This is a genomic window from Pseudomonas fluorescens (assembly GCF_902497995.1).
Classification (GTDB): domain Bacteria; phylum Pseudomonadota; class Gammaproteobacteria; order Pseudomonadales; family Pseudomonadaceae; genus Aquipseudomonas; species Aquipseudomonas fluorescens_BK.
The window spans coordinates 1-17,034 of the sequence record NZ_CABVII010000014.1; the positions used below are offsets into that span (position 1 = coordinate 1).

The 17,034-nt window shown below is 60.2% G+C and carries 21 protein-coding genes and 1 pseudogene; 5 read left to right on the forward strand and 17 right to left on the reverse strand.

The annotated features are described in order from the left end of the window. Positions 1-233: 233 nt before the first annotated feature. From F8N80_RS17060 to F8N80_RS17075, 3 genes are all read right to left on the reverse strand, one after another. A complete protein-coding gene (locus F8N80_RS17060) occupies positions 234-578 on the reverse strand; it encodes a YegP family protein (RefSeq protein ID WP_150748098.1) in 345 nt (114 codons plus the stop codon). Between the two features lie 196 nt (positions 579-774). After that, entirely contained in the window at positions 775-1,080 is a 306-nt protein-coding gene (locus F8N80_RS17070; RefSeq protein WP_150748096.1) for a ribbon-helix-helix domain-containing protein, read from the reverse strand. Between the two features lie 14 nt (positions 1,081-1,094). Further along, positions 1,095-1,676 (reverse strand): DJ-1/PfpI family protein, encoded by a 582-nt coding sequence (locus F8N80_RS17075; protein ID WP_064679303.1) that lies wholly within the window; start codon positions 1,674-1,676, stop codon positions 1,095-1,097. A gap of 223 nt (positions 1,677-1,899) precedes the next feature. Here F8N80_RS17075 and F8N80_RS17080 point away from each other — a divergent pair. Continuing rightward, positions 1,900-2,175, forward strand: a pseudogene (locus F8N80_RS17080) (EamA family transporter); the annotation flags it as partial. 46 nt (positions 2,176-2,221) lie between these two features. On the opposite strand, the gene F8N80_RS17085 reads toward F8N80_RS17080, so the two are convergent. From F8N80_RS17085 to F8N80_RS17095, 3 genes are all read right to left on the reverse strand, one after another. After that, positions 2,222-3,427, reverse strand: a complete 1,206-nt coding sequence (locus F8N80_RS17085; protein WP_150748094.1) for a class I SAM-dependent methyltransferase — start codon at positions 3,425-3,427, stop codon at positions 2,222-2,224. Between the two features lie 131 nt (positions 3,428-3,558). Next, entirely contained in the window at positions 3,559-3,921 is a 363-nt protein-coding gene (locus F8N80_RS17090) for a hypothetical protein (protein WP_150748093.1), read from the reverse strand. Next, positions 3,918-4,202: an ogr/Delta-like zinc finger family protein gene (locus F8N80_RS17095; protein WP_150748092.1), complete on the reverse strand. Its 285-nt coding sequence runs from the start codon at positions 4,200-4,202 to the stop codon at positions 3,918-3,920. Before F8N80_RS17095 ends, F8N80_RS17090 begins: the two co-directional genes overlap by 4 nt. 302 nt (positions 4,203-4,504) lie before the next feature. On the opposite strand from F8N80_RS17095, the gene F8N80_RS17100 reads away from it, so the two are divergent. Beyond that, positions 4,505-4,930, forward strand: coding sequence for a helix-turn-helix domain-containing protein (locus F8N80_RS17100; protein WP_224790709.1), 426 nt, complete (start codon positions 4,505-4,507; stop codon positions 4,928-4,930). A gap of 24 nt (positions 4,931-4,954) precedes the next feature. Here F8N80_RS17100 and F8N80_RS17105 read toward each other — a convergent pair whose 3' ends face one another. The 6 genes from F8N80_RS17105 to F8N80_RS17130 form a co-directional block, all read right to left on the reverse strand. Continuing rightward, a complete protein-coding gene (locus F8N80_RS17105; protein WP_150784304.1) occupies positions 4,955-5,233 on the reverse strand; it encodes a phage holin family protein in 279 nt (92 codons plus the stop codon). Beyond that, positions 5,233-5,589, reverse strand: coding sequence for a putative holin (locus tag F8N80_RS17110; RefSeq protein ID WP_150748089.1), 357 nt, complete (start codon positions 5,587-5,589; stop codon positions 5,233-5,235). Before F8N80_RS17110 ends, F8N80_RS17105 begins: the two co-directional genes overlap by 1 nt. Beyond that, positions 5,576-5,878, reverse strand: coding sequence for a helix-turn-helix transcriptional regulator (locus tag F8N80_RS17115; protein WP_150748088.1), 303 nt, complete (start codon positions 5,876-5,878; stop codon positions 5,576-5,578). Before F8N80_RS17115 ends, F8N80_RS17110 begins: the two co-directional genes overlap by 14 nt. 137 nt (positions 5,879-6,015) lie before the next feature. Beyond that, complete coding sequence (locus tag F8N80_RS17120) at positions 6,016-6,633, reverse strand: TPM domain-containing protein (protein WP_150748087.1); 618 nt, start codon at positions 6,631-6,633, stop codon at positions 6,016-6,018. Positions 6,634-6,672: 39 nt separating this feature from the next. Next, a complete protein-coding gene (locus F8N80_RS31915; RefSeq protein WP_150748086.1) occupies positions 6,673-7,422 on the reverse strand; it encodes a TPM domain-containing protein in 750 nt (249 codons plus the stop codon). Positions 7,423-7,465: 43 nt separating this feature from the next. Beyond that, positions 7,466-8,077, reverse strand: coding sequence for a LemA family protein (locus F8N80_RS17130; protein WP_150784305.1), 612 nt, complete (start codon positions 8,075-8,077; stop codon positions 7,466-7,468). Between the two features lie 238 nt (positions 8,078-8,315). Here F8N80_RS17130 and bglX point away from each other — a divergent pair, with 238 nt between their 5' ends. Beyond that, positions 8,316-10,607, forward strand: a complete 2,292-nt coding sequence (bglX, locus tag F8N80_RS17135) for a beta-glucosidase BglX (protein ID WP_150784306.1) — start codon at positions 8,316-8,318, stop codon at positions 10,605-10,607. A gap of 141 nt (positions 10,608-10,748) precedes the next feature. Here the strand turns inward: bglX and F8N80_RS17145 are convergent, their stop codons facing one another. From F8N80_RS17145 to F8N80_RS17165, 5 genes are all read right to left on the reverse strand, one after another. Continuing rightward, the gene (locus F8N80_RS17145) at positions 10,749-11,906 is read right to left on the reverse strand and encodes a phospholipase D-like domain-containing protein (protein WP_150748083.1); all 1,158 of its coding nucleotides are present in this window, start codon (positions 11,904-11,906) and stop codon (positions 10,749-10,751) included. A 1-nt stretch (position 11,907) separates the two neighbouring features. Further along, positions 11,908-12,498: a YceI family protein gene (locus F8N80_RS17150; RefSeq protein ID WP_150784307.1), complete on the reverse strand. Its 591-nt coding sequence runs from the start codon at positions 12,496-12,498 to the stop codon at positions 11,908-11,910. A gap of 331 nt (positions 12,499-12,829) precedes the next feature. Further along, on the reverse strand, positions 12,830-13,159 hold the full coding sequence (locus F8N80_RS17155; RefSeq protein WP_150784308.1) for an amidase: 330 nt from the start codon (positions 13,157-13,159) through the stop codon (positions 12,830-12,832). Then, entirely contained in the window at positions 13,156-14,247 is a 1,092-nt protein-coding gene (locus F8N80_RS17160) for a serine hydrolase domain-containing protein (RefSeq protein ID WP_150748080.1), read from the reverse strand. Before F8N80_RS17160 ends, F8N80_RS17155 begins: the two co-directional genes overlap by 4 nt. A gap of 180 nt (positions 14,248-14,427) precedes the next feature. Then, positions 14,428-15,315 (reverse strand): acyl-CoA dehydrogenase family protein, encoded by an 888-nt coding sequence (locus F8N80_RS17165; protein WP_150784309.1) that lies wholly within the window; start codon positions 15,313-15,315, stop codon positions 14,428-14,430. Between the two features lie 154 nt (positions 15,316-15,469). Between F8N80_RS17165 and olsB the strand changes: the two genes are divergently transcribed. Together olsB and F8N80_RS17175 are read left to right on the forward strand one after the other, a co-directional pair. After that, a complete protein-coding gene (gene olsB / locus F8N80_RS17170; RefSeq protein ID WP_150748078.1) occupies positions 15,470-16,225 on the forward strand; it encodes an L-ornithine N(alpha)-acyltransferase in 756 nt (251 codons plus the stop codon). Then, positions 16,225-17,016, forward strand: a complete 792-nt coding sequence (locus tag F8N80_RS17175; protein WP_150748101.1) for a lysophospholipid acyltransferase family protein — start codon at positions 16,225-16,227, stop codon at positions 17,014-17,016. The genes olsB and F8N80_RS17175 overlap by 1 nt, the downstream gene beginning before the upstream one ends. The last annotated feature ends 18 nt before the right edge of the window (positions 17,017-17,034 follow it).

Here is a 17,034-nt window from a genome sequence, read left to right on the forward strand (position 1 = left end):
AGCTCTTCCAATTTTGGCCAGAAGCCGATGACGGCTTCCTCGAATAGGCCTAATACATAGATGCAACGGGGCGGCAGTTTTTTTGAAAGCGGGTAGACAGTGGGGGCGAGTCCATACATAGGAGCTGGCTTGCCAGCGAAGAGGCCATCACATCCGATAATGATGTTGCCTGACACGCCGCCTTCGCTGCGGTGCGGCGATCCGACAAGCCAGCTCCTACAGGGGGGGTGTCGTTAAAGCACCGGCAGGGTCTTGTCCTTGATCACCTTGGTCGGGCCATTGGCCTTCACACTGGCGATGCCTTTGTCCATCGCGGCATCGGAGGCGTAAGCCTCGCTGCTGCCAATCGTCTCGTGGTTACCGGCCTTGAGGTTGAAGTAAGGATGGCCGTCCCTGGTGGTTTTTTTCTCGTAGCGTTCATCCAGCGAGCTGTTGGACTGAACCGATGCGATGCCTTTGTCGGCGGCCGCACGGGAGGTGTACAGCTCGCTGGTCAGAATGGTTTCGGCGTTGGCGGCCTTCAGTACAAACCTGAACTGGCCACTGCTGCTTTTGCTCACTTCGTACCATCCAGACATGTTCATGCTCCTTGGCGATTGAGAGGTTTCGCGCTTCAGAGTAAAGACCACCTCGGGATTTCTGTCGCCTGTAACGGCCCTTTCGCGAGCAAGTCGAATCGTCGCACCGCCGCTCCCACAGTAGATTTGTGTACGCCGGTCATTGTGGGAGCGGGCTTGCTCGCGAAGGGGCCTGCAGGGTCACCGCAAAACCACCCTACTTCACCGCCGCCCGCACCACCGATAACTCCGGCGCCTGCACCCGTCGCTGACTCAGGTATCGCGTACAACTCACCCGCAGAAACGAAGCAAAATTGACCACCTCACCGCGATAATCCATCACCTCTTCATACAGCTTGGCGATCAACTGATTGGTGGTCATGCCGTCGACCTCGGCGATTTCGCCGAGGATGTCCCAGAACTGATTCTCCAGGCGCAAGGTGGTGACCACCCCGCAGATACGCAGCGAGCGGGAGCGCGATTCGTAGAGAATCGGATCGGCCTTTACGTAGAGCTCGCACATGCACAGGTCCCTCGTTACAGCGTTATTTTGGTGCCCAGCAACCCGAGGAAACCGGCCAGCCAGCTCGGGTGCGCCGGCCAGGCCGGGGCAGTGGCCAGATTGCCTTGAACGTGACCTTGCGTCACCGGGATATCGATGAACGTACCGCCCGCCAGGCGCACTTCCGGGGCACACGCCGGGTAGGCGCTGCACTCGCGACCTTCCAGAATGCCCGCCGCCGCCAGCAATTGCGCGCCGTGACACACGGCAGCGATCGGTTTGCCGGCCTTGTCGAACGCTCGCACCAGCTCCAGGACTTTTTCGTTCAGGCGCAGGTACTCCGGCGCACGACCGCCCGGCACCAGCAGTGCGTCGTAATCAGTTTCGGCAACCTTGGCAAAATCGAAGTTCAGGGCAAACAGGTGGCCAGGTTTTTCACTGTAGGTCTGGTCGCCTTCGAAGTCATGGATCGCCGTGCGCACGGTCTGGCCGGCGGTTTTGTCCGGGCAAACGGCGTGCACCGTGTGGCCGACCATCAGCAGTGCCTGGAAGGGCACCATCACTTCATAGTCCTCGACGTAATCGCCGACCAGCATCAGAATTTTCTTGGCAGCCATGGGGTGGACTCCTCTGGGGAACAGGTGGGTTTGCAGGAGTATTCAAGGTAGTCCTTAATCTGCATGGCAGGTAATACCCGACTACTACGCTGATCCCTGTAATTGGATGGACTCGCCCTAGCCGAGGCGTCAATGCGCCACGGTGGCAGTCTAAACAGCCATCGACAGCGAGGGCGAGTCCATGAAAAAGCATAGTTCGATTGATCAATCCCTGTCTTCTACCGATTTGTCGGCCTGCACAACCTTGGCGTTCGGATACGTCTCGCTGTTTTCGCAGTTCATCGGCTTCTTTGCCTGGTACGCCGGGCTGGCCATGGGCGGCATAGCCCGGGTCAGTCAGATCCAGCTGTTGCAGATCTTCTTCACCATCGCGTTTTCAGCGTTGTTCTTCGGGGAGCACATCGAGCCGATTACCTGGCTGTTTGCCGCCGGGGTGATCGTGACGGTGATGTTGGGGCGCAAGACCGCGGTCAAACCGGCGCAGGTTGCCGCGGCGTAATCCTGTAGGAGCCAGCGGTGCGGCGATCCGTCGTCTCGCGACAGGATCAGAGGTAACCGTCAGCCCGCAGCAGGGTTTCCAGGCAATGCTCGCTGATGTGGTAGAAATCCTTCAACTCCTGGATCTTCACCAACAGCTGAGCCGGGTCCACCGGTTCTGCGCGCTTGACCGCCAGGATCATCTTGTTCTTGTTGGTGTGCTCCAGGGAAATGAACTCGAAGACCTTGGTTTCATAACCGCAGGCTTCCAGAAACAACGCACGCAAACTGTCGGTGACCATTTCCGCCTGTTGGCCCAGGTGCAGGCCGTATTGCAGCATCGGCTTGAGCAGTGCCGGGCTCTGGATCTGCAGGCGGATCTGCTTGTGGCAGCACGGCGAGCACATGATGATCGAGGCCCCGGAGCGAATGCCGGTGTGAATCGCATAGTCGGTAGCGATGTCGCAGGCATGCAGCGCGATCATCACGTCCAGCTCGCTCGGCGCGACGCTGCGCACGTCACCGCATTTGAACACCAGCCCCGGATGTTCCAGCTTTGCAGCCGCGGTGTTGCACAGGCTGACCATGTCTTCACGCAGCTCGACCCCGGTCACCTCGCCTTCGGCTTTCAAGGTATTGCGCAGGTAGTCGTGGATCGCGAACGTCAGATATCCCTTGCCCGAACCGAAGTCCGCGACCCGTACCGGCTTGTCCAGCGCCAGGGGCGAGGAGGTCAACGCGTGGCTGAAGACTTCGATGAACTTGTTGATCTGCTTCCATTTGCGCGACATCGCCGGGATCAGCTCATGTTGCTTGTTGGTCACGCCGAGGTCGGCGAGGAATGGCCGGCTCAGGTCGAGGAAGCGGTTTTTCTCGCGGTTGTGTTCGGCGGACGGCACTTCGCGTAATTGCTGGGGTTTGCTCTTGAACAGCGAAGACTTGCCCTTTTTGCTGTATTCGAGCTGGGCTTCGTCAGTCAGCGCCAGCAAATGCGCATTTTTGAACGAGGCCGGCAGCAACCCGGCGATGGTCGCGATGCCCTCGGCAAGCGTCAGGTTCTTGGTGATGTCGCGGGTCTTGTAGCGATAGACGAAGGACAGGCAGGGCTGATCCTTGACCGTCAATTGCTTGATGATCAGCCGCTGCAGGTCTGTCTCTGTGCCAACATGCTTGGCCAGCACCAGCTTGATGAAAGCGTTCTGCTGCAGACTGGTCGCCAACAGGTCGATAAATTGCGCGTGATGATCCGGCGTGAGGCTGGCGGTAACGGACATGTAAAAAACGCCTCGGCGTGGAAAATCGGGAATGACCGGCATTTTAAGGGGGATGGGGGTTTTCGGCACGGGGTTATTTTTTGACAGGTCCCGGCAACGCCACCCAGGACCTGAATACATCCACGCAAAACTCAGGGTTCCACCAGCCGAAGTTTACGGTTGGTGGGGGAGTTGATGACGTACTTGACAATCAACCCCACCGGCACTGCCCAGGTCAGGCCGTTCGCCGGATCAGTGACCACGGCGACGGTTTCGGAGCTGGCCGAGATATCCAGGCGCCGGCGATCATGGCTGGACTTGAGCATTCCATAGGCATGGCTGACCAGCCTTTCCGCCAGATGCATCGGCACCTCGACACTCTCCAGGTGCTTCACTGCACGACAGAACAGCACCTGATCATCGATCGATCCGTCGCCCTCATGGCGGGCCAGAAATGCCTGGGCAATGGCCAACAACTCCTCATTCAATGCCTGGCTTTCATCGCCGTCTTTCATGCCAACGACTCCACTGGCGTGTCCGCCGACAAGGTCGCCACCGCAACAGGCCGGGCGGCGCGACGCAGATCGGGCCCCGCACAGGGTAAGTGCACGGCGGGATTAGGCATTCCACTGGGCGAAAGTTCATGGGTCATTTCGAATTCGGCCCGAACCGACCAGCCGCACGCCTCCGACGTACATTGCAGATACGCCACCCGCAGGAAAATATGACGGCCCTCGCTGGTACGGATGCGCATCCGGTTCAAACAGTGCGGACACACCATTTTGTAAGTGCTCATGCTTGACTCCCCGCGGTGATCAGGTGGCAATCAACAGGATCAAACGCAATACTGCTTGAAACATTGATCATTACCCCGGTCCGGTCTTGCGAATAACGTCTGCCTGACAAAAGGAAGTGCAATGGGCCGGTCCGTATCAGGTACGAGTCAAGCTCGTAGGAAATCACCCTGATACCATTAGGAAGTTTCGACATCGTATTGTTCTGATTCATAGTTGACGATTGATCACTCACAAGAAAAAAATACGCGATATGCGTAATTTAGACACTCAAAATGCATGTGTCAAAAGGAAGAGGCTAAAATTGAGTAGCAAAAAATCACAAGATATTCTGACTCGCCTAAAGCTGATAACAGGCACGAAAACCGATGCCTCCTTATCTTCCGCGCTGCAGATCAGCCCCCAAACACTTAGCAGCTGGAAAGGACGCGACAGCACACCATACTCATTATGCGTAGAAATCGCGCAGTCGCGCGGCATCTCGCTCGATTGGTTGCTACTGGGGGAAGGACCTATCCTGCGGCCTGCACTGGCCGCGCCCCCCGATGACACCCAAGAAAGCAAAACCCGGGAAAACACTATTCTCGCGCTCTGGCGATTGCTCAGCGAAGATGATCGCTGTGCCATACAACACGCACTGGAAGAAAAATGGCGACTGCGCGACATGGAACTCAAACTGTCGAAAATGGCTTCTATCCTCGCGACACTGCAACATTCGAACGACACATAAAGCCCTATGTAATCCCCCACTTCGCTACTTCAAGGCATGCCACAACTGCATGATGTTGCCGCTGCTGCGAATAATCAGTGCGCATGACAAAACGCTCACCACTGCATGCCACGGACTCACTGGCACAAATGCCAGCAGTACATCCATGCCGGCAAGGCAAAACACCCCTCCGCACAGGCTGATCAATAGTCCGTCACACCAGCAATGACGTTGTTCGTCACGCTGATAACAGGCAAGCCTGAACGCGCTCAGCAAATGAGCAACACCGGTGATGAAGACTAGCGCGATCATTTCATTGCCCATCATCCCCGTCCTCGCAGATGCCGAATGATTTCGCCGATACCGGCACCGTCAATCCACTGCATCAGCTTGATGCTGATGGGGATGACGATCAGTGCGCAGAAAAAGGCCGTCACGCCCCCGGTCAGGAATGGAGCCAGCCGCAACGCAACCGGGGTAAACAGATAGCCGACGCCTGCCGACAGCAGCCAGGAGCCGATACGTTGCCAGGCCTTGAAATTGCTCCCGGTCGTCGTGACGAGCCATGCCCCCAGCGCCGCACCGAACAGCGCCTCGCCATCGATCGAGGGCAGCGTCGCGATGCCCAATCCCAGCATGAGCCCACTGAGGCTATTGTAGGTCGAGTCAGTCAGGCTCATGGACGCCTCGCGGATCGATCTCTGCAATAACAATGACGCCTGCCTCAATGGCTTTGAGCAACGCGCTACTGCGCGAGTTGACGGCAAACTTGCGGCGGATATTGGAGAAGTGAAAGTTGATCGTGGAGACCGAGCAATTCTGAATCCTGGCGATTTCCCAGGAGGTTTTCCCTTGGTAGCACCAGATCAGGGCTTGCTTCTCTTTCGCAGTCAGCCGGGCCGATGGGGCATTACCTCCGCCACCGGGCACTGCACACACAAAAGAGTCGAGCGGTTGATGCGTTGACATGACAAAAACTCCCTCTATGTCAGAACCCCCGTTACCGGGCGCTCACTGTTAGAGAGAGATGTTGAAGACAGGCCTGCACTCGGGCAACTTGCCAAGGTTGTAGCGTCGCGCGCTACACAAACGGACCTGCACAGTCCTCAGCCAAGCACCACCAACCGGTTGGGCAACTCATTGCGCACATGGGTCACCGGAACATGCACCTTGAGCAATTCGCCGCAGGCTTCGACGCAGGTGACAAACCCCTGCAAGGTCTGCCCCTGTTTCACCTGCTCAGTGAACGCCGTCACAATCGTGTCCCAGTTCTTGTTGTCCAGGCGCTTCGAAATGCCCTCATCCACCAGGATCTCGACATAGCGCTCGGCCTCCGAGACGAAAATCAGCATGCCGGTGCTGCCCATCGTGTGGTGCAGGTTTTGCTCCAGGAACTGCCGACGGGCCAGGTTCGAGGCGCGCCAGTGACGCACCGAACGCGGAATCAGGTGCGTGGTGACTTTGGGAATTCGAAACAACAGGCACAGCACGATGAAGGTGACCCATTGCACCAGCAGCAGGCTGTGCAGAGTCAGCCAGCCGCTCAGGTAATGCACGACACCCGGCACCACCAGCGCCAGCAGACTGGCCCAGAGCAACGGGATGTAGGCATAGTCGTCGGCACGGGCCGCGAGCACTGTCACCAGTTCGGCGTCGGTATCGCGCTCGACCCGGGCAATCGCCTCGGCGACTTTGCGTTGTTCGTGTTCAGTCAGTAATGCCATGATTGAAGATGCCTGCTCGCTATGGTTTTACCCGTGTCATCACCAGCCGCCCGACGAACCGCCGCCACCGAAACTGCCCCCGCCGCCACTGAAGCCCCCGCCTCCTCCGCCACCAAAACCGCCACCGCCAAACCCGCCTCCCGAGCTGCCTCGGCCGCCACCGCTTGGCAGGATACCGAGCATCTGGCAGACGAAAATCGTCAGGATGAACAGCATCACCAGAAACACCAGCAACCCCGGATGCCGCGTAACGAAGTCGCTTTGCTGATCGCCTCGGGATTCGTAGACCGTGGACGGCTCATCCAGCGGGTTCCCCCCCAATACCACCAGCATCGCCGCGACCCCGTCGCTGATGCCCTTGCTGAAGTTGCCGGCCTTGAACGCCGGGGTGATCACCTGATTGATGATCACCGAACTCTGCGCATCGGTCAGGCGCTCTTCCAGACCATAACCGACTTCGATGCGCAACCTGCGCTCATCGCGAGCGACGATCAGCAACGCGCCGTTGTTCCTGTCCTTCTGGCCGATGCCCCAGTGGCGCCCGAGCTGATAACCGAAGTCCGCGATGTCAGTGCCCTGCAAATCCGGCAACGTGACCACCACCAACTGCTCACCGGTGGCCTTTTCATGGGCGTTGAGCTGTTGGGTGAGCTGCTCGCGCACCGACGGCTCGATCATCCCGGCGTTGTCCACCACCCGCCCGGTCAGCTGCGGGAACTTCAATTCGGCCTGGGCCGCCAGGGCCAACACCCAGAGCAACAGCACCAGGCCAACTTTCAACACGCGCATTGGCAACCTCATGCATGGTGACGCATCCAACCTGAACCGGCGCTTACTGGAACTTCACTTCAGGCGCTTTTTGCGCTTCGGGGCTGGTGGCCTCGAAGGTCTCGCGCACAGGCAGATCGCTGTACATCACCGTGTGCCACAGCCGACCGGGGAAGGTACGGATTTCGGTGTTGTACTTTTGCACCGCCAGAATGAAATCCCGGCGCGCCACGGCGATGCGGTTCTCGGTGCCTTCAAGCTGCGACTGCAACGCGAGGAAGTTCTGGTTGGCCTTGAGATCCGGGTAGCGCTCGACGACCACCATCAAACGACTCAATGCGCCGGTCAGCTGATCCTGGGCCTGCTGGAACTGTTTAAGTTTCTCCGGATTGTCCAGGGTGTTGGCATCGACCTGAATCGAAGTGGCCTTGGCCCGGGCTTCGACCACCGCGGTCAAGGTCTCCTGTTCATGCTGCGCGTAGCCCTTGACGGTTTCCACCAGGTTGGGGATCAGGTCGGCGCGGCGCTGGTACTGGTTCTGCACCTGGCCCCAGGCGGCCTTGGCCTGTTCGTCGAGGGTCGGAATGTTGTTGATGCCGCAGCCTGCCAGCAAGGCGCTCAGCAACATCAAGGCTGCCAGCTGCAGGCGGGTCCGATAGTGGTGTCGTACGTTCATCTGGTTGACGCTCCCTTGCACATTCCGTTGAAAAAACAACCTGCGAACTTCGAAGACGGCTCTTGGGGCATAATCTGCGCCACCACTGGATTGCATCGAGCCAATGGGCTAAAACATGCCCCAGCGCAAAAAACACTACCAAAGTGTGCTGCATTTACCTGAACAACAATAGTCGCTCCCTAAATTTTGGCTGACCGGCGCGTATTCACTGCCGTTTAGGCTTTAGAGAAAACCATTCATGAAGAAGCTGTGTTTGCTGGGCCTGTTCGTCAGCCTGGCCAGTCATACCGTATTGGCCGCCACGACGCCCGCACCTCTGGAGAACAAGGACGCCTTCGTCAGCAACCTGATGAAGCAAATGACCCTCGATGAAAAAATCGGCCAGTTGCGCCTGATCAGCATCGGCCCGGAAATGCCTCGGGAGCTGATCCGCAAGGAAATCGCCGCCGGCAACATCGGCGGCACGTTCAACTCGATCACCCGTCCGGAAAACCGTCCGATGCAGGACGCGGCCATGCGCAGCCGGTTGAAGATCCCGATGTTCTTCGCCTATGACGTGATCCACGGCCACCGCACCATTTTCCCGATTCCGATAGCCTTGGCTTCGAGCTGGGACATGGACGCCATCGGTCTGTCCGGGCGCATCGCCGCCAAAGAAGCCGCGGCGGACAGCCTCGACATTACCTTCGCGCCGATGGTGGACATCTCCCGTGACCCACGCTGGGGCCGCACCTCCGAAGGCTTCGGTGAAGACACTTACCTGGTGTCGCGCATCGCCGGCGTCATGGTCAAGGCCTTCCAGGGCGCGGGCGCAAACGCGGCCGACAGCATCATGGCCAGCGTCAAGCACTTTGCCTTGTATGGCGCGGTCGAGGGCGGTCGCGACTACAACATCGTCGACATGAGCCCGGTCAAGATGTACCAGGACTATCTGCCGCCGTACCGCGCTGCGATTGACGCCGGTGCCGGCGGCGTGATGGTTGCGCTGAACTCGATCAACGGCGTGCCGGCCACCGCCGATACCTGGCTGATGAATGACCTGTTGCGCCAGCAATGGGGCTTCAAGGGCCTGGCCGTCAGCGACCACGGAGCGATTTTCGAGCTGATCAAGCACGGCGTCGCCCGTGACGGTCGCGAAGCCGCGAAGCTCGCCATCAAGGCCGGCATCCACATGAGCATGAACGACACGCTCTATGGCAAGGAACTACCGGGATTGCTGAAGGTCGGCGAGATCCAGCAGAGCGACATCGACAATGCCGTGCGTGCCGTGCTGGGGGCCAAATACGACATGGGCCTGTTCAAGGACCCGTACCTGCGCATCGGCAAGGCCGAGGATGACCCGGTTGACACCTACGCCGACAGCCGCCTGCACCGCGCCGAAGCCCGCGATGTCGCGCGCCGCAGCCTGGTGTTGCTGAAGAACCAGGGCGAAACCCTGCCGTTGAAGAAAACCGCGAAAATCGCCCTGGTCGGCCCGCTGGCCAAAGCGCCGATCGACATGATGGGCAGTTGGGCCGCCGCGGGCCGTCCGGCTCAATCGGTGACCCTGTTCGACGGCATGACTCATGCGCTGGGCGCGCAGTCGACGCTGATCTACGCCCGTGGCGCCAACATCACCAGCGACAGGAAAGTCCTCGATTACCTGAACTTCCTCAACTTCGATGCCCCGGAAGTGGTGGACGACCCGCGTTCGGCCCAAGTGCTGATCGACGAGGCCGTGAAAGCCGCCAAGGAGGCCGATGTGGTGGTGGCAGCCGTGGGCGAGTCTCGCGGCATGTCCCACGAATCGTCGAGCCGTACCGACCTGAACATCCCGGTCAACCAGCGCGAGTTGATCAAGGCCTTGAAAGCCACCGGCAAACCACTGGTACTGGTGTTGATGAACGGCCGCCCGCTGTCGATTCTCGAAGAGAAGGAACAGGCTGACGCGATCCTGGAAACCTGGTTCAGCGGCACCGAAGGCGGCAACGCCATCGCCGACGTGCTGTTCGGCGACTACAACCCGTCGGGCAAACTGCCGATCACGTTCCCGCGTTCCGTGGGCCAGATTCCGACCTACTACAACCACCTGAGCATCGGCCGGCCGTTCACGCCGGGTAAACCGGGCAACTACACCTCGCAGTATTTCGATGACACCACAGGTCCCCTGTTCCCGTTCGGTTTCGGCCTGAGCTACACCCGTTTCAGCCTGACCGATATGGCACTGTCGTCGACCACGCTGAACAAGACCGGCAAGCTCGATGCCAGCGTCATGGTGAAAAACACCGGCAAGCGTGACGGCGAAACCGTGGTGCAGTTGTACATCCAGGACGTGACCGGCTCGATGATCCGACCGGTCAAGGAACTGAAGAACTTCCAGAAAATCATGCTCAAGGCCGGTGAACAGAAAGTCGTGCATTTCACCATCACCGAAGATGATCTGAAGTTCTTCAACGCTCAGCTCAAATACGCGGCGGAACCGGGCACGTTCAATGTGCAGATCGGCCTGGATTCCCAGGACGTGACGCAGCAAAGCTTCGAACTGCTGTAATCGTCCAAACACTGCAAAAACCTGTGGGAGCGGGCTTGCTCGCGAAAGCGGACTGTCAGTTGACATCATTGTTGACTGACACGCCGCCTTCGCGAGCAAGCCCGCTCCCACATTAGGTTTCCGGTGTTTTGAAGATTGGGGTTAGCCCCTACGATCCAGCACGTTCACCACCAGCCGATCCACCCACCCCCACACCCTTTGCTTCACCCGCCGCCACAATGGCCGGCGTTGCCACGCCTCGAGGCTGACCTCCTGGCTCAGGGTAAAGTCCTTCTCGAAACTCGCCGCCACCGCACGTGTCAGCCCTGCATCCAGCGCTTCAAGGTTGGCTTCCAGGTTGAAGCGCAGGTTCCAGTGATCGAAGTTGCACGAGCCGATACTCACCCAGTCGTCGACCAGCACCATTTTCAGGTGCAGGAAACACGGCTGGTATTCGAAGATTTTCACCCCGGACTTGAGCAATCGCGGGTAATAGCGATGCCCGGCGTAGCGCACCGAGGGGTGATCGGTGCGAGGCCCGGTCAGCAGCAGGCGCACATCGATGCCGCGGGAGGCCGCCCGGCGCAGTGAGCGACGGACTTTCCAGGTCGGCAGGAAATACGGGGTGGCCAGCCAGATCCGCCGCTGGCCACTGTTCAGGGCGCGAATCAGCGATTGCAGGATGTCCCGGTGCTGACGGGCGTCGGCATAAGCGACCCGGCCCATGCCCTCGCCCATGGATGGCACTCGCGGCAGACGTGGCAAGCCGAAGTGCGACGCCGGTTTCCAGGCACGGCGATGGCGGTTGGCGATCCATTGACGATCGAACAGCAACTGCCAGTCGATGACCAGCGGTCCTCTGATTTCCACCATCACTTCGTGCCATTCGCTGATGTCTTCTTCCGGTGTCCAGAATTCATCGGTGACACCCGTGCCGCCGACCACCGCCAGACACTGGTCGACCAGCAACAGCTTGCGGTGATCGCGGTAGAAATTGCCCACCCAGCGTCGCCAGCTCAGGCGATTGTAGAATCGCAATTCGACACCCGCAGCCATCAGCCGCTGACGCAAGGTCAGCGTAAACGCCAGACTGCCGTAATCATCGAACAGGCAACGTACCCGCACCCCGCGCTCAGCGGCCTGGACCAGCGCCTGGACCATGGCCTCGGCACAGGCGCCCGCCTCCACCAGGTACAGCTCCAGCTCCACCTGTTCTTCGGCGCGGGCAATCGCGACCAGCATCCGGGGGAAAAACTGCGGGCCATCGATCAGCAGTTCAAAAGCATTGCCTTCACGCCAGGGGAAAATTGCGCCGGCCATGTCAGCGCGCCGTGAAAATCAGTACCGCAGCCACCGGCACCGACAGACTGATGGCCGACAAGCCGGCGACCTTGCGCAAGCTTTCCAGGCCAGGTGCCAGGTCGAAATCTTCGGCGTTGATCACCAGCGGTTCGAGGGTCGCGACCTGAAAGCGTCGATCATCGAGGCGGGTCGCCAGCAGTTCGGCGTGGTATTGGTGTTGCTTGCCATGCAGGTCGACAGTCAACGGCAACCGCAATTCCAGTTGCGCACCCGGCGCGAGGTCGTTGATCGGGCGCAGATCGATTTGCGTGGTGATCAAGGCTTCGGGGAATGTCTGGATCTGGAACAGCTCCTTGCGCATGCGTTCGTCGCGCAACGGGATGCCGCTGTTCACCGAATCCAGTTCGACTTCCACCTCGGCCAGGCCCGTGGGGCTGACCTTGCCGTGCAGCACCAGGAAGCGTTGCACTTCGCAAATGTTGGCGTTTTTGGTGCTGATGAATGACAGCCGCGAGGATTCGCCGTCCAGGTACCAATTGGCCTGGGCCGACAATGCAGTGCCGGCCAGCAGCAGGAAGGCGAGGATTTTGGCAAGGGGACGGTTGAACATAGAGACTCGTGGGTAGATGAACCTGCACGAACCTTAACCGTCCGCGGGCCAGATGCAAACTGTCCATCACTGACACCCGGCATTGTGGTGATGGGGTTTGCCCTAATGCCTGTCAGTTAAGGGTAAATCGGACCTGTAGGAGCCAGGCTTGCCGGCGAAGGCGTCCTTAAGAGCGCCTTCGCCGGCAAGTCGGATCGCCGCACCGCTGGCTCCTACAGAAAAGCGGCTCATTCGCTTAACTGACTGGCATTAGGGCAAGCCCGGGCTTGCCCCTCACCACAAAAGCCCCCTCCTCACAAAAGCTCCTTTGCTAAAGAGCGCGTCATCGTATTCAAGGCTGCAGGCGGCAGCCTTGGCGCTCACCGACCCACACCGAGCTGTTGCTGCGCCCCATGCCGCTGACCGTTACGCGCTTGCTCTCCGCATCTTCGGTAAACCCGCTGGTGGGCAACCACTGCTTCACATAGCCATGGCAATACTCGGCGTCGTTATCCATCACGTACCGGCATGAGCAATATTCCTTGGCGGTGTAGGCGCTGATGATGTCCGGGAACGCCCACAGCGCCACCCGCTCCTGCCAGATCCAGCCGAGCACAACGATCAGCAGGATCATCCACAGCGTGCTGAACGGTCGCCGACGAACCAAACCGTGGCGGTTCATGGCTGCACCTTTGCGACAAAGGCCTTGAGCGCGAGCTTGAGCAGTTCGTTGTGTCGATAGCTGCCGTCGCGATCATCGCCGTAGCGAACGATCACCAGGTGTTCACCGGGAATCACATACATCGCCTGCCCCCAATGACCCAGTGCGGCGAATGTGTCGGCGGGAGCGTCGGGCCAGGGTTTTGCGGCACCCTCTATCGAGCGATTGAGCCACCAATGGCCGCCGGGCACCGCTTCGTCCTGATTAGCCTGGTAGCGGGCGAAAGGTTCGCGGTTGAAGGCGACCCACTCTTTGGGCACCACTTGTCGATCGCCCCAACGACCGTCACGGGCCATCAACAGGCCGACTCGCGCCAGGTCCCGGGCAGTGAGGTAGGCGTAGGACGAGGCGACAAAGGTGCCGCTGGCGTCGGTTTCCCAGACGGCATGGCGAATCCCCAAGGGGTCGAACAGCGCGGTCCAGGGATAGTCCGGATAACGGGTCGGACCGACGATGTTTTTCAGCGCCGCCGACAGCAGATTGGTGTCACCGCTGGAATAGCGGAACGCCTGGCCGGGCTTGGCGTATTCGTCGTGGCCTGCGGTGAACGCGGCAATATCCTGGCGGCCACGGGTGTAGAGCATGGCCACCACCGAAGACTTCAGAGGCGCGTATTCATAGTCTTCCTGCCAGTCCAGGCCCGAGGCCCAGTGCAGCAGGTCGGCCATGGTCATCGTCGGATGCGTTTGCAGCGCTGGATAAAACTTCAGCGCCGGGTCCTGGAGTTTGAACAGGCCTTCGCCATAGGCCACGCCGAGGACCGTGGCCATCAGGCTTTTGCTGATGGACCAGGTCAGGTGCGGGGTATCGGCGGTGGTCGGGCCGGCGTAGCGTTCGTAGATCAGTTGACCGTCTCGGATCACCAGCAAGGCATCGGTGCGGATGCCCTGGCGGGTGGTGTCGTTGCGGGGTGGGAAGGCGTAGTTTTCCAGGGCTTGAAGCGCCGGGCCGGTAGCTGCCGGGGCGGTTGACCATTGCTTGGCCGGCCAGTTTTCGGCGTGGGCCGTGAGGCTGAGCAGCAGGAAAAGCAGGGGCAAGCCTTTGAACATGGTGGGGGCTCGGGGGGATTGGCCTGCTGAGCCTAGTCGAGGTTGATGACAGTTCTGGAATGTGTGTTGTCCATGAGGTCGCCTTCGCGGGCAAGCCCGCTCCCACAGGATTTGCGTAGTACACAATATTTTGCACACTAGAGATCCCTGTGGGAGCGGGCTTGCCCGCGAAGAGGCCCGTCAATTCAGCGAAGATTCGGCAAGTGCCTTGGCCAGTCGCTTCCCCCTGGTCCCCGCCGCCAAATCCATCACCGCCCGATCCCGCTGCCACATCGCCGCCCACTGCGCTGGCCCATCGGCCAGTGCCTGATCCACCTCCGCCTTGAGCCCATCGAACTGCGCAAACAAACCACCGAGCAACACATGCCCGGCCAGGTTGTTCGGCGCCTGTCGGCAAGCTTCCGCGCACCCGGCCAGCAGCGCCAGCAAGCGCAACTGCAGCGATTGCGGCCAGTCACTGTCGTGGCCGACGCCATACAGCCAGGCCGTCATCGCGCTCAATACGTAGATGTCTTCAAGGGTACGGAACGGTTTGACGTAAGCATCCCAGCCATCCCCCGCCAGCAATTCGCATGACGCGCCATCGAGAATCAAGCGGCTGTGGCTGATGTCGGGCATCAGAGGAATCGCCGGCAGTTTTTCCAGGCGCACGCCCGGTTCATCGGGATAGACCACCGCCAGACTCAGGCGCGGGCTCTCGCCGGGCTCTTCACTGCGGGCCGCGACCAGCAACCAGTCGGCCGCGTCGCCAGCGGTGACGAAATCCTTGCGCCCGCTCACGCGCAATCCGCCCAGGCGGGTCTGCATGTCCGCCACCCGCAGACTGCGCTGTTCCGTCGCGCATAACGCGCCGAGGCTCGGCGGCGCGCTGGGCCAGAGCATGCGCAACGCCGCCTGATACCCCACCAGAAACGCCAGCCCAGGCGTTGCCATCAGGCGCCCGCCGAGCACCGCCAGTTCAAACGGTGTGACCGTGCCCAGCTGCAGCTGCAAGTTCGCGAATCCTTCGCCCAAGTCCGGGTTGGCGGGCAGGCGATCGCGGCGGTTCAACAGGGTTTGCCAGGGCATAAGAGGGTCCTCGTGGGCTGTCATACAAGCATCACCAAAGCTTCATGGCGATGACACCGGGGCTACATAGCCTGACTTTGCACAACACGGCTGCATAAAGAAAGTCGATCGGCTGCAACCCACGACGGATGAACAGCCCGTACGGAGACTCGCAATGACTCAGATCGCCCGCATCAGCGACACCGGCAATGAACGCCGCCTGCAAGCCGAACGCCTGGTGGGCGCCAAGGCCCTGCAGGAAGCCCAGGCCTTGCGCTTCAACGTGTTCAGCGGCGAATTCAACGCCCGGCTCAAAGGCGCGGAGCTGGGACTGGACATGGATGACTATGATGTTCACTGCGCGCACATCGGCGTGCGTGACTTGAACAGCGGGCGCCTGGTGGCGACCACCCGCTTGCTCGACCATACCGCCGCCAGCAGTCTGGGCAAGTTCTACAGCGAAGAAGAATTCAGCCTGCATGGCCTGGTCCATCTGAAGGGGCCGATTCTGGAAATCGGCCGCACCTGCGTCGACCCGGCCTACCGCAACGGCGGCACCATCGCCGTGCTCTGGGGTGAACTGGCTGAAGTGCTGAACCAGGGCGGCTACAGCTATTTGATGGGTTGCGCGAGCATTCCGATGCAGGACGGCGGCATCCAGGCCCACGCGATCATGCAGCGCCTGCGCGAACGTTACCTGAGCACCGAACACCTGCGGGCCGAACCGAAGAAACCACTGCCGACCCTGGCTATCCCGTCCAACGTCATCGCCGAAATGCCGCCGCTGCTCAAGGCCTACATGCGCCTGGGCGCAAAGATCTGCGGCGAGCCGTGCTGGGACGAAGACTTCCAGGTCGCCGACGTGTTCATCCTGCTCAAGCGCGACGAACTTTGCCCGCGTTACGCCAAGCACTTCAAGGCGGCCGTATGATGGGCCGGTTGCGGGTGTACGCGCGGATTGCGCGAGTGTTGGTGGTGGTCGCCCTGGGATTGACCATGGCCGGTATGTTCGGGCTATTCGAACGTTCGGGGATCGCCCATTCGATGGTCCGCCGCCAGCGTTGGTCGCGGTTCTTCATGGCGCGCCTGAGCAATGCCCTGCCCTTTCGCGTGACCGTGCACGGGACATTGCCGAAGGCACCGATGCTCTGGGTCAGCAACCATGTGTCCTGGACCGATATCCCGCTGCTGGGCATGCTCACACCGCTGTCGTTCCTGTCCAAGGCCGAAGTGCGCACCTGGCCCGTAGCGGGCTGGTTGGCGGCCAAGGCCGGCAGCCTGTTTATCCGTCGCGGGTCGGGCGACAGCCAGTTGATCCGCAAACAGATGACCCGCCATCTGGAGCAGGAACACCCGCTGCTGATGTTCCCGGAAGGCACCACCACCGATGGTCGTTCGTTGCGCACCTTTCATGGGCGATTGCTGTCGGCGGCGATCGATTGCGAAGTGAAGCTGCAGCCGGTGGCAATTCGTTATCTGCGTGACGGCGAGCTCGATACCCTGGCTCCGTTCATTGGCGATGACGATTTGCTCTCGCACCTGATGCGTTTGTTTGCCAATGATCGGGGGGAGGTGGAGATTCATCTGCTCAAGCCGATCGCCTGCGAAGGTCGCGAGCGGGCCGCGCTGGCGTTTGAAGCGCAGCAGGCGGTGCAGAAGGCGTTGTTTGGGGCGATTCCCGAAACGCAGAAAGCGCCCATGCGTCCGGCAATTGCAGCCTGACACGCACTTATATGAAGA

What these genes read in the sequence shown, in the direction of transcription:
- F8N80_RS17060 (WP_150748098.1), bottom strand. Translation starts at nt 578, where the DNA reads ATGTCTGGATGGTACGAAGTGAGCAAAAGCAGCAGTGGCCAGTTCAGG.
- F8N80_RS17070 (WP_150748096.1), bottom strand. Translation starts at nt 1,080, where the DNA reads ATGTGCGAGCTCTACGTAAAGGCCGATCCGATTCTCTACGAATCGCGC.
- F8N80_RS17075 (WP_064679303.1), bottom strand. Translation starts at nt 1,676, where the DNA reads ATGGCTGCCAAGAAAATTCTGATGCTGGTCGGCGATTACGTCGAGGAC.
- F8N80_RS17085 (WP_150748094.1), bottom strand. Translation starts at nt 3,427, where the DNA reads ATGTCCGTTACCGCCAGCCTCACGCCGGATCATCACGCGCAATTTATC.
- F8N80_RS17090 (WP_150748093.1), bottom strand. Translation starts at nt 3,921, where the DNA reads ATGAAAGACGGCGATGAAAGCCAGGCATTGAATGAGGAGTTGTTGGCC.
- F8N80_RS17095 (WP_150748092.1), bottom strand. Translation starts at nt 4,202, where the DNA reads ATGAGCACTTACAAAATGGTGTGTCCGCACTGTTTGAACCGGATGCGC.
- F8N80_RS17105 (WP_150784304.1), bottom strand. Translation starts at nt 5,233, where the DNA reads ATGGGCAATGAAATGATCGCGCTAGTCTTCATCACCGGTGTTGCTCAT.
- F8N80_RS17110 (WP_150748089.1), bottom strand. Translation starts at nt 5,589, where the DNA reads ATGAGCCTGACTGACTCGACCTACAATAGCCTCAGTGGGCTCATGCTG.
- F8N80_RS17115 (WP_150748088.1), bottom strand. Translation starts at nt 5,878, where the DNA reads ATGTCAACGCATCAACCGCTCGACTCTTTTGTGTGTGCAGTGCCCGGT.
- F8N80_RS17120 (WP_150748087.1), bottom strand. Translation starts at nt 6,633, where the DNA reads ATGGCATTACTGACTGAACACGAACAACGCAAAGTCGCCGAGGCGATT.
- F8N80_RS31915 (WP_150748086.1), bottom strand. Translation starts at nt 7,422, where the DNA reads ATGCGCGTGTTGAAAGTTGGCCTGGTGCTGTTGCTCTGGGTGTTGGCC.
- F8N80_RS17130 (WP_150784305.1), bottom strand. Translation starts at nt 8,077, where the DNA reads ATGAACGTACGACACCACTATCGGACCCGCCTGCAGCTGGCAGCCTTG.
- bglX (WP_150784306.1), top strand. Translation starts at nt 8,316, where the DNA reads ATGAAGAAGCTGTGTTTGCTGGGCCTGTTCGTCAGCCTGGCCAGTCAT.
- F8N80_RS17145 (WP_150748083.1), bottom strand. Translation starts at nt 11,906, where the DNA reads ATGGCCGGCGCAATTTTCCCCTGGCGTGAAGGCAATGCTTTTGAACTG.
- F8N80_RS17150 (WP_150784307.1), bottom strand. Translation starts at nt 12,498, where the DNA reads ATGTTCAACCGTCCCCTTGCCAAAATCCTCGCCTTCCTGCTGCTGGCC.
- F8N80_RS17155 (WP_150784308.1), bottom strand. Translation starts at nt 13,159, where the DNA reads ATGAACCGCCACGGTTTGGTTCGTCGGCGACCGTTCAGCACGCTGTGG.
- F8N80_RS17160 (WP_150748080.1), bottom strand. Translation starts at nt 14,247, where the DNA reads ATGTTCAAAGGCTTGCCCCTGCTTTTCCTGCTGCTCAGCCTCACGGCC.
- F8N80_RS17165 (WP_150784309.1), bottom strand. Translation starts at nt 15,315, where the DNA reads ATGCCCTGGCAAACCCTGTTGAACCGCCGCGATCGCCTGCCCGCCAAC.
- olsB (WP_150748078.1), top strand. Translation starts at nt 15,470, where the DNA reads ATGACTCAGATCGCCCGCATCAGCGACACCGGCAATGAACGCCGCCTG.
- F8N80_RS17175 (WP_150748101.1), top strand. Translation starts at nt 16,225, where the DNA reads ATGGGCCGGTTGCGGGTGTACGCGCGGATTGCGCGAGTGTTGGTGGTG.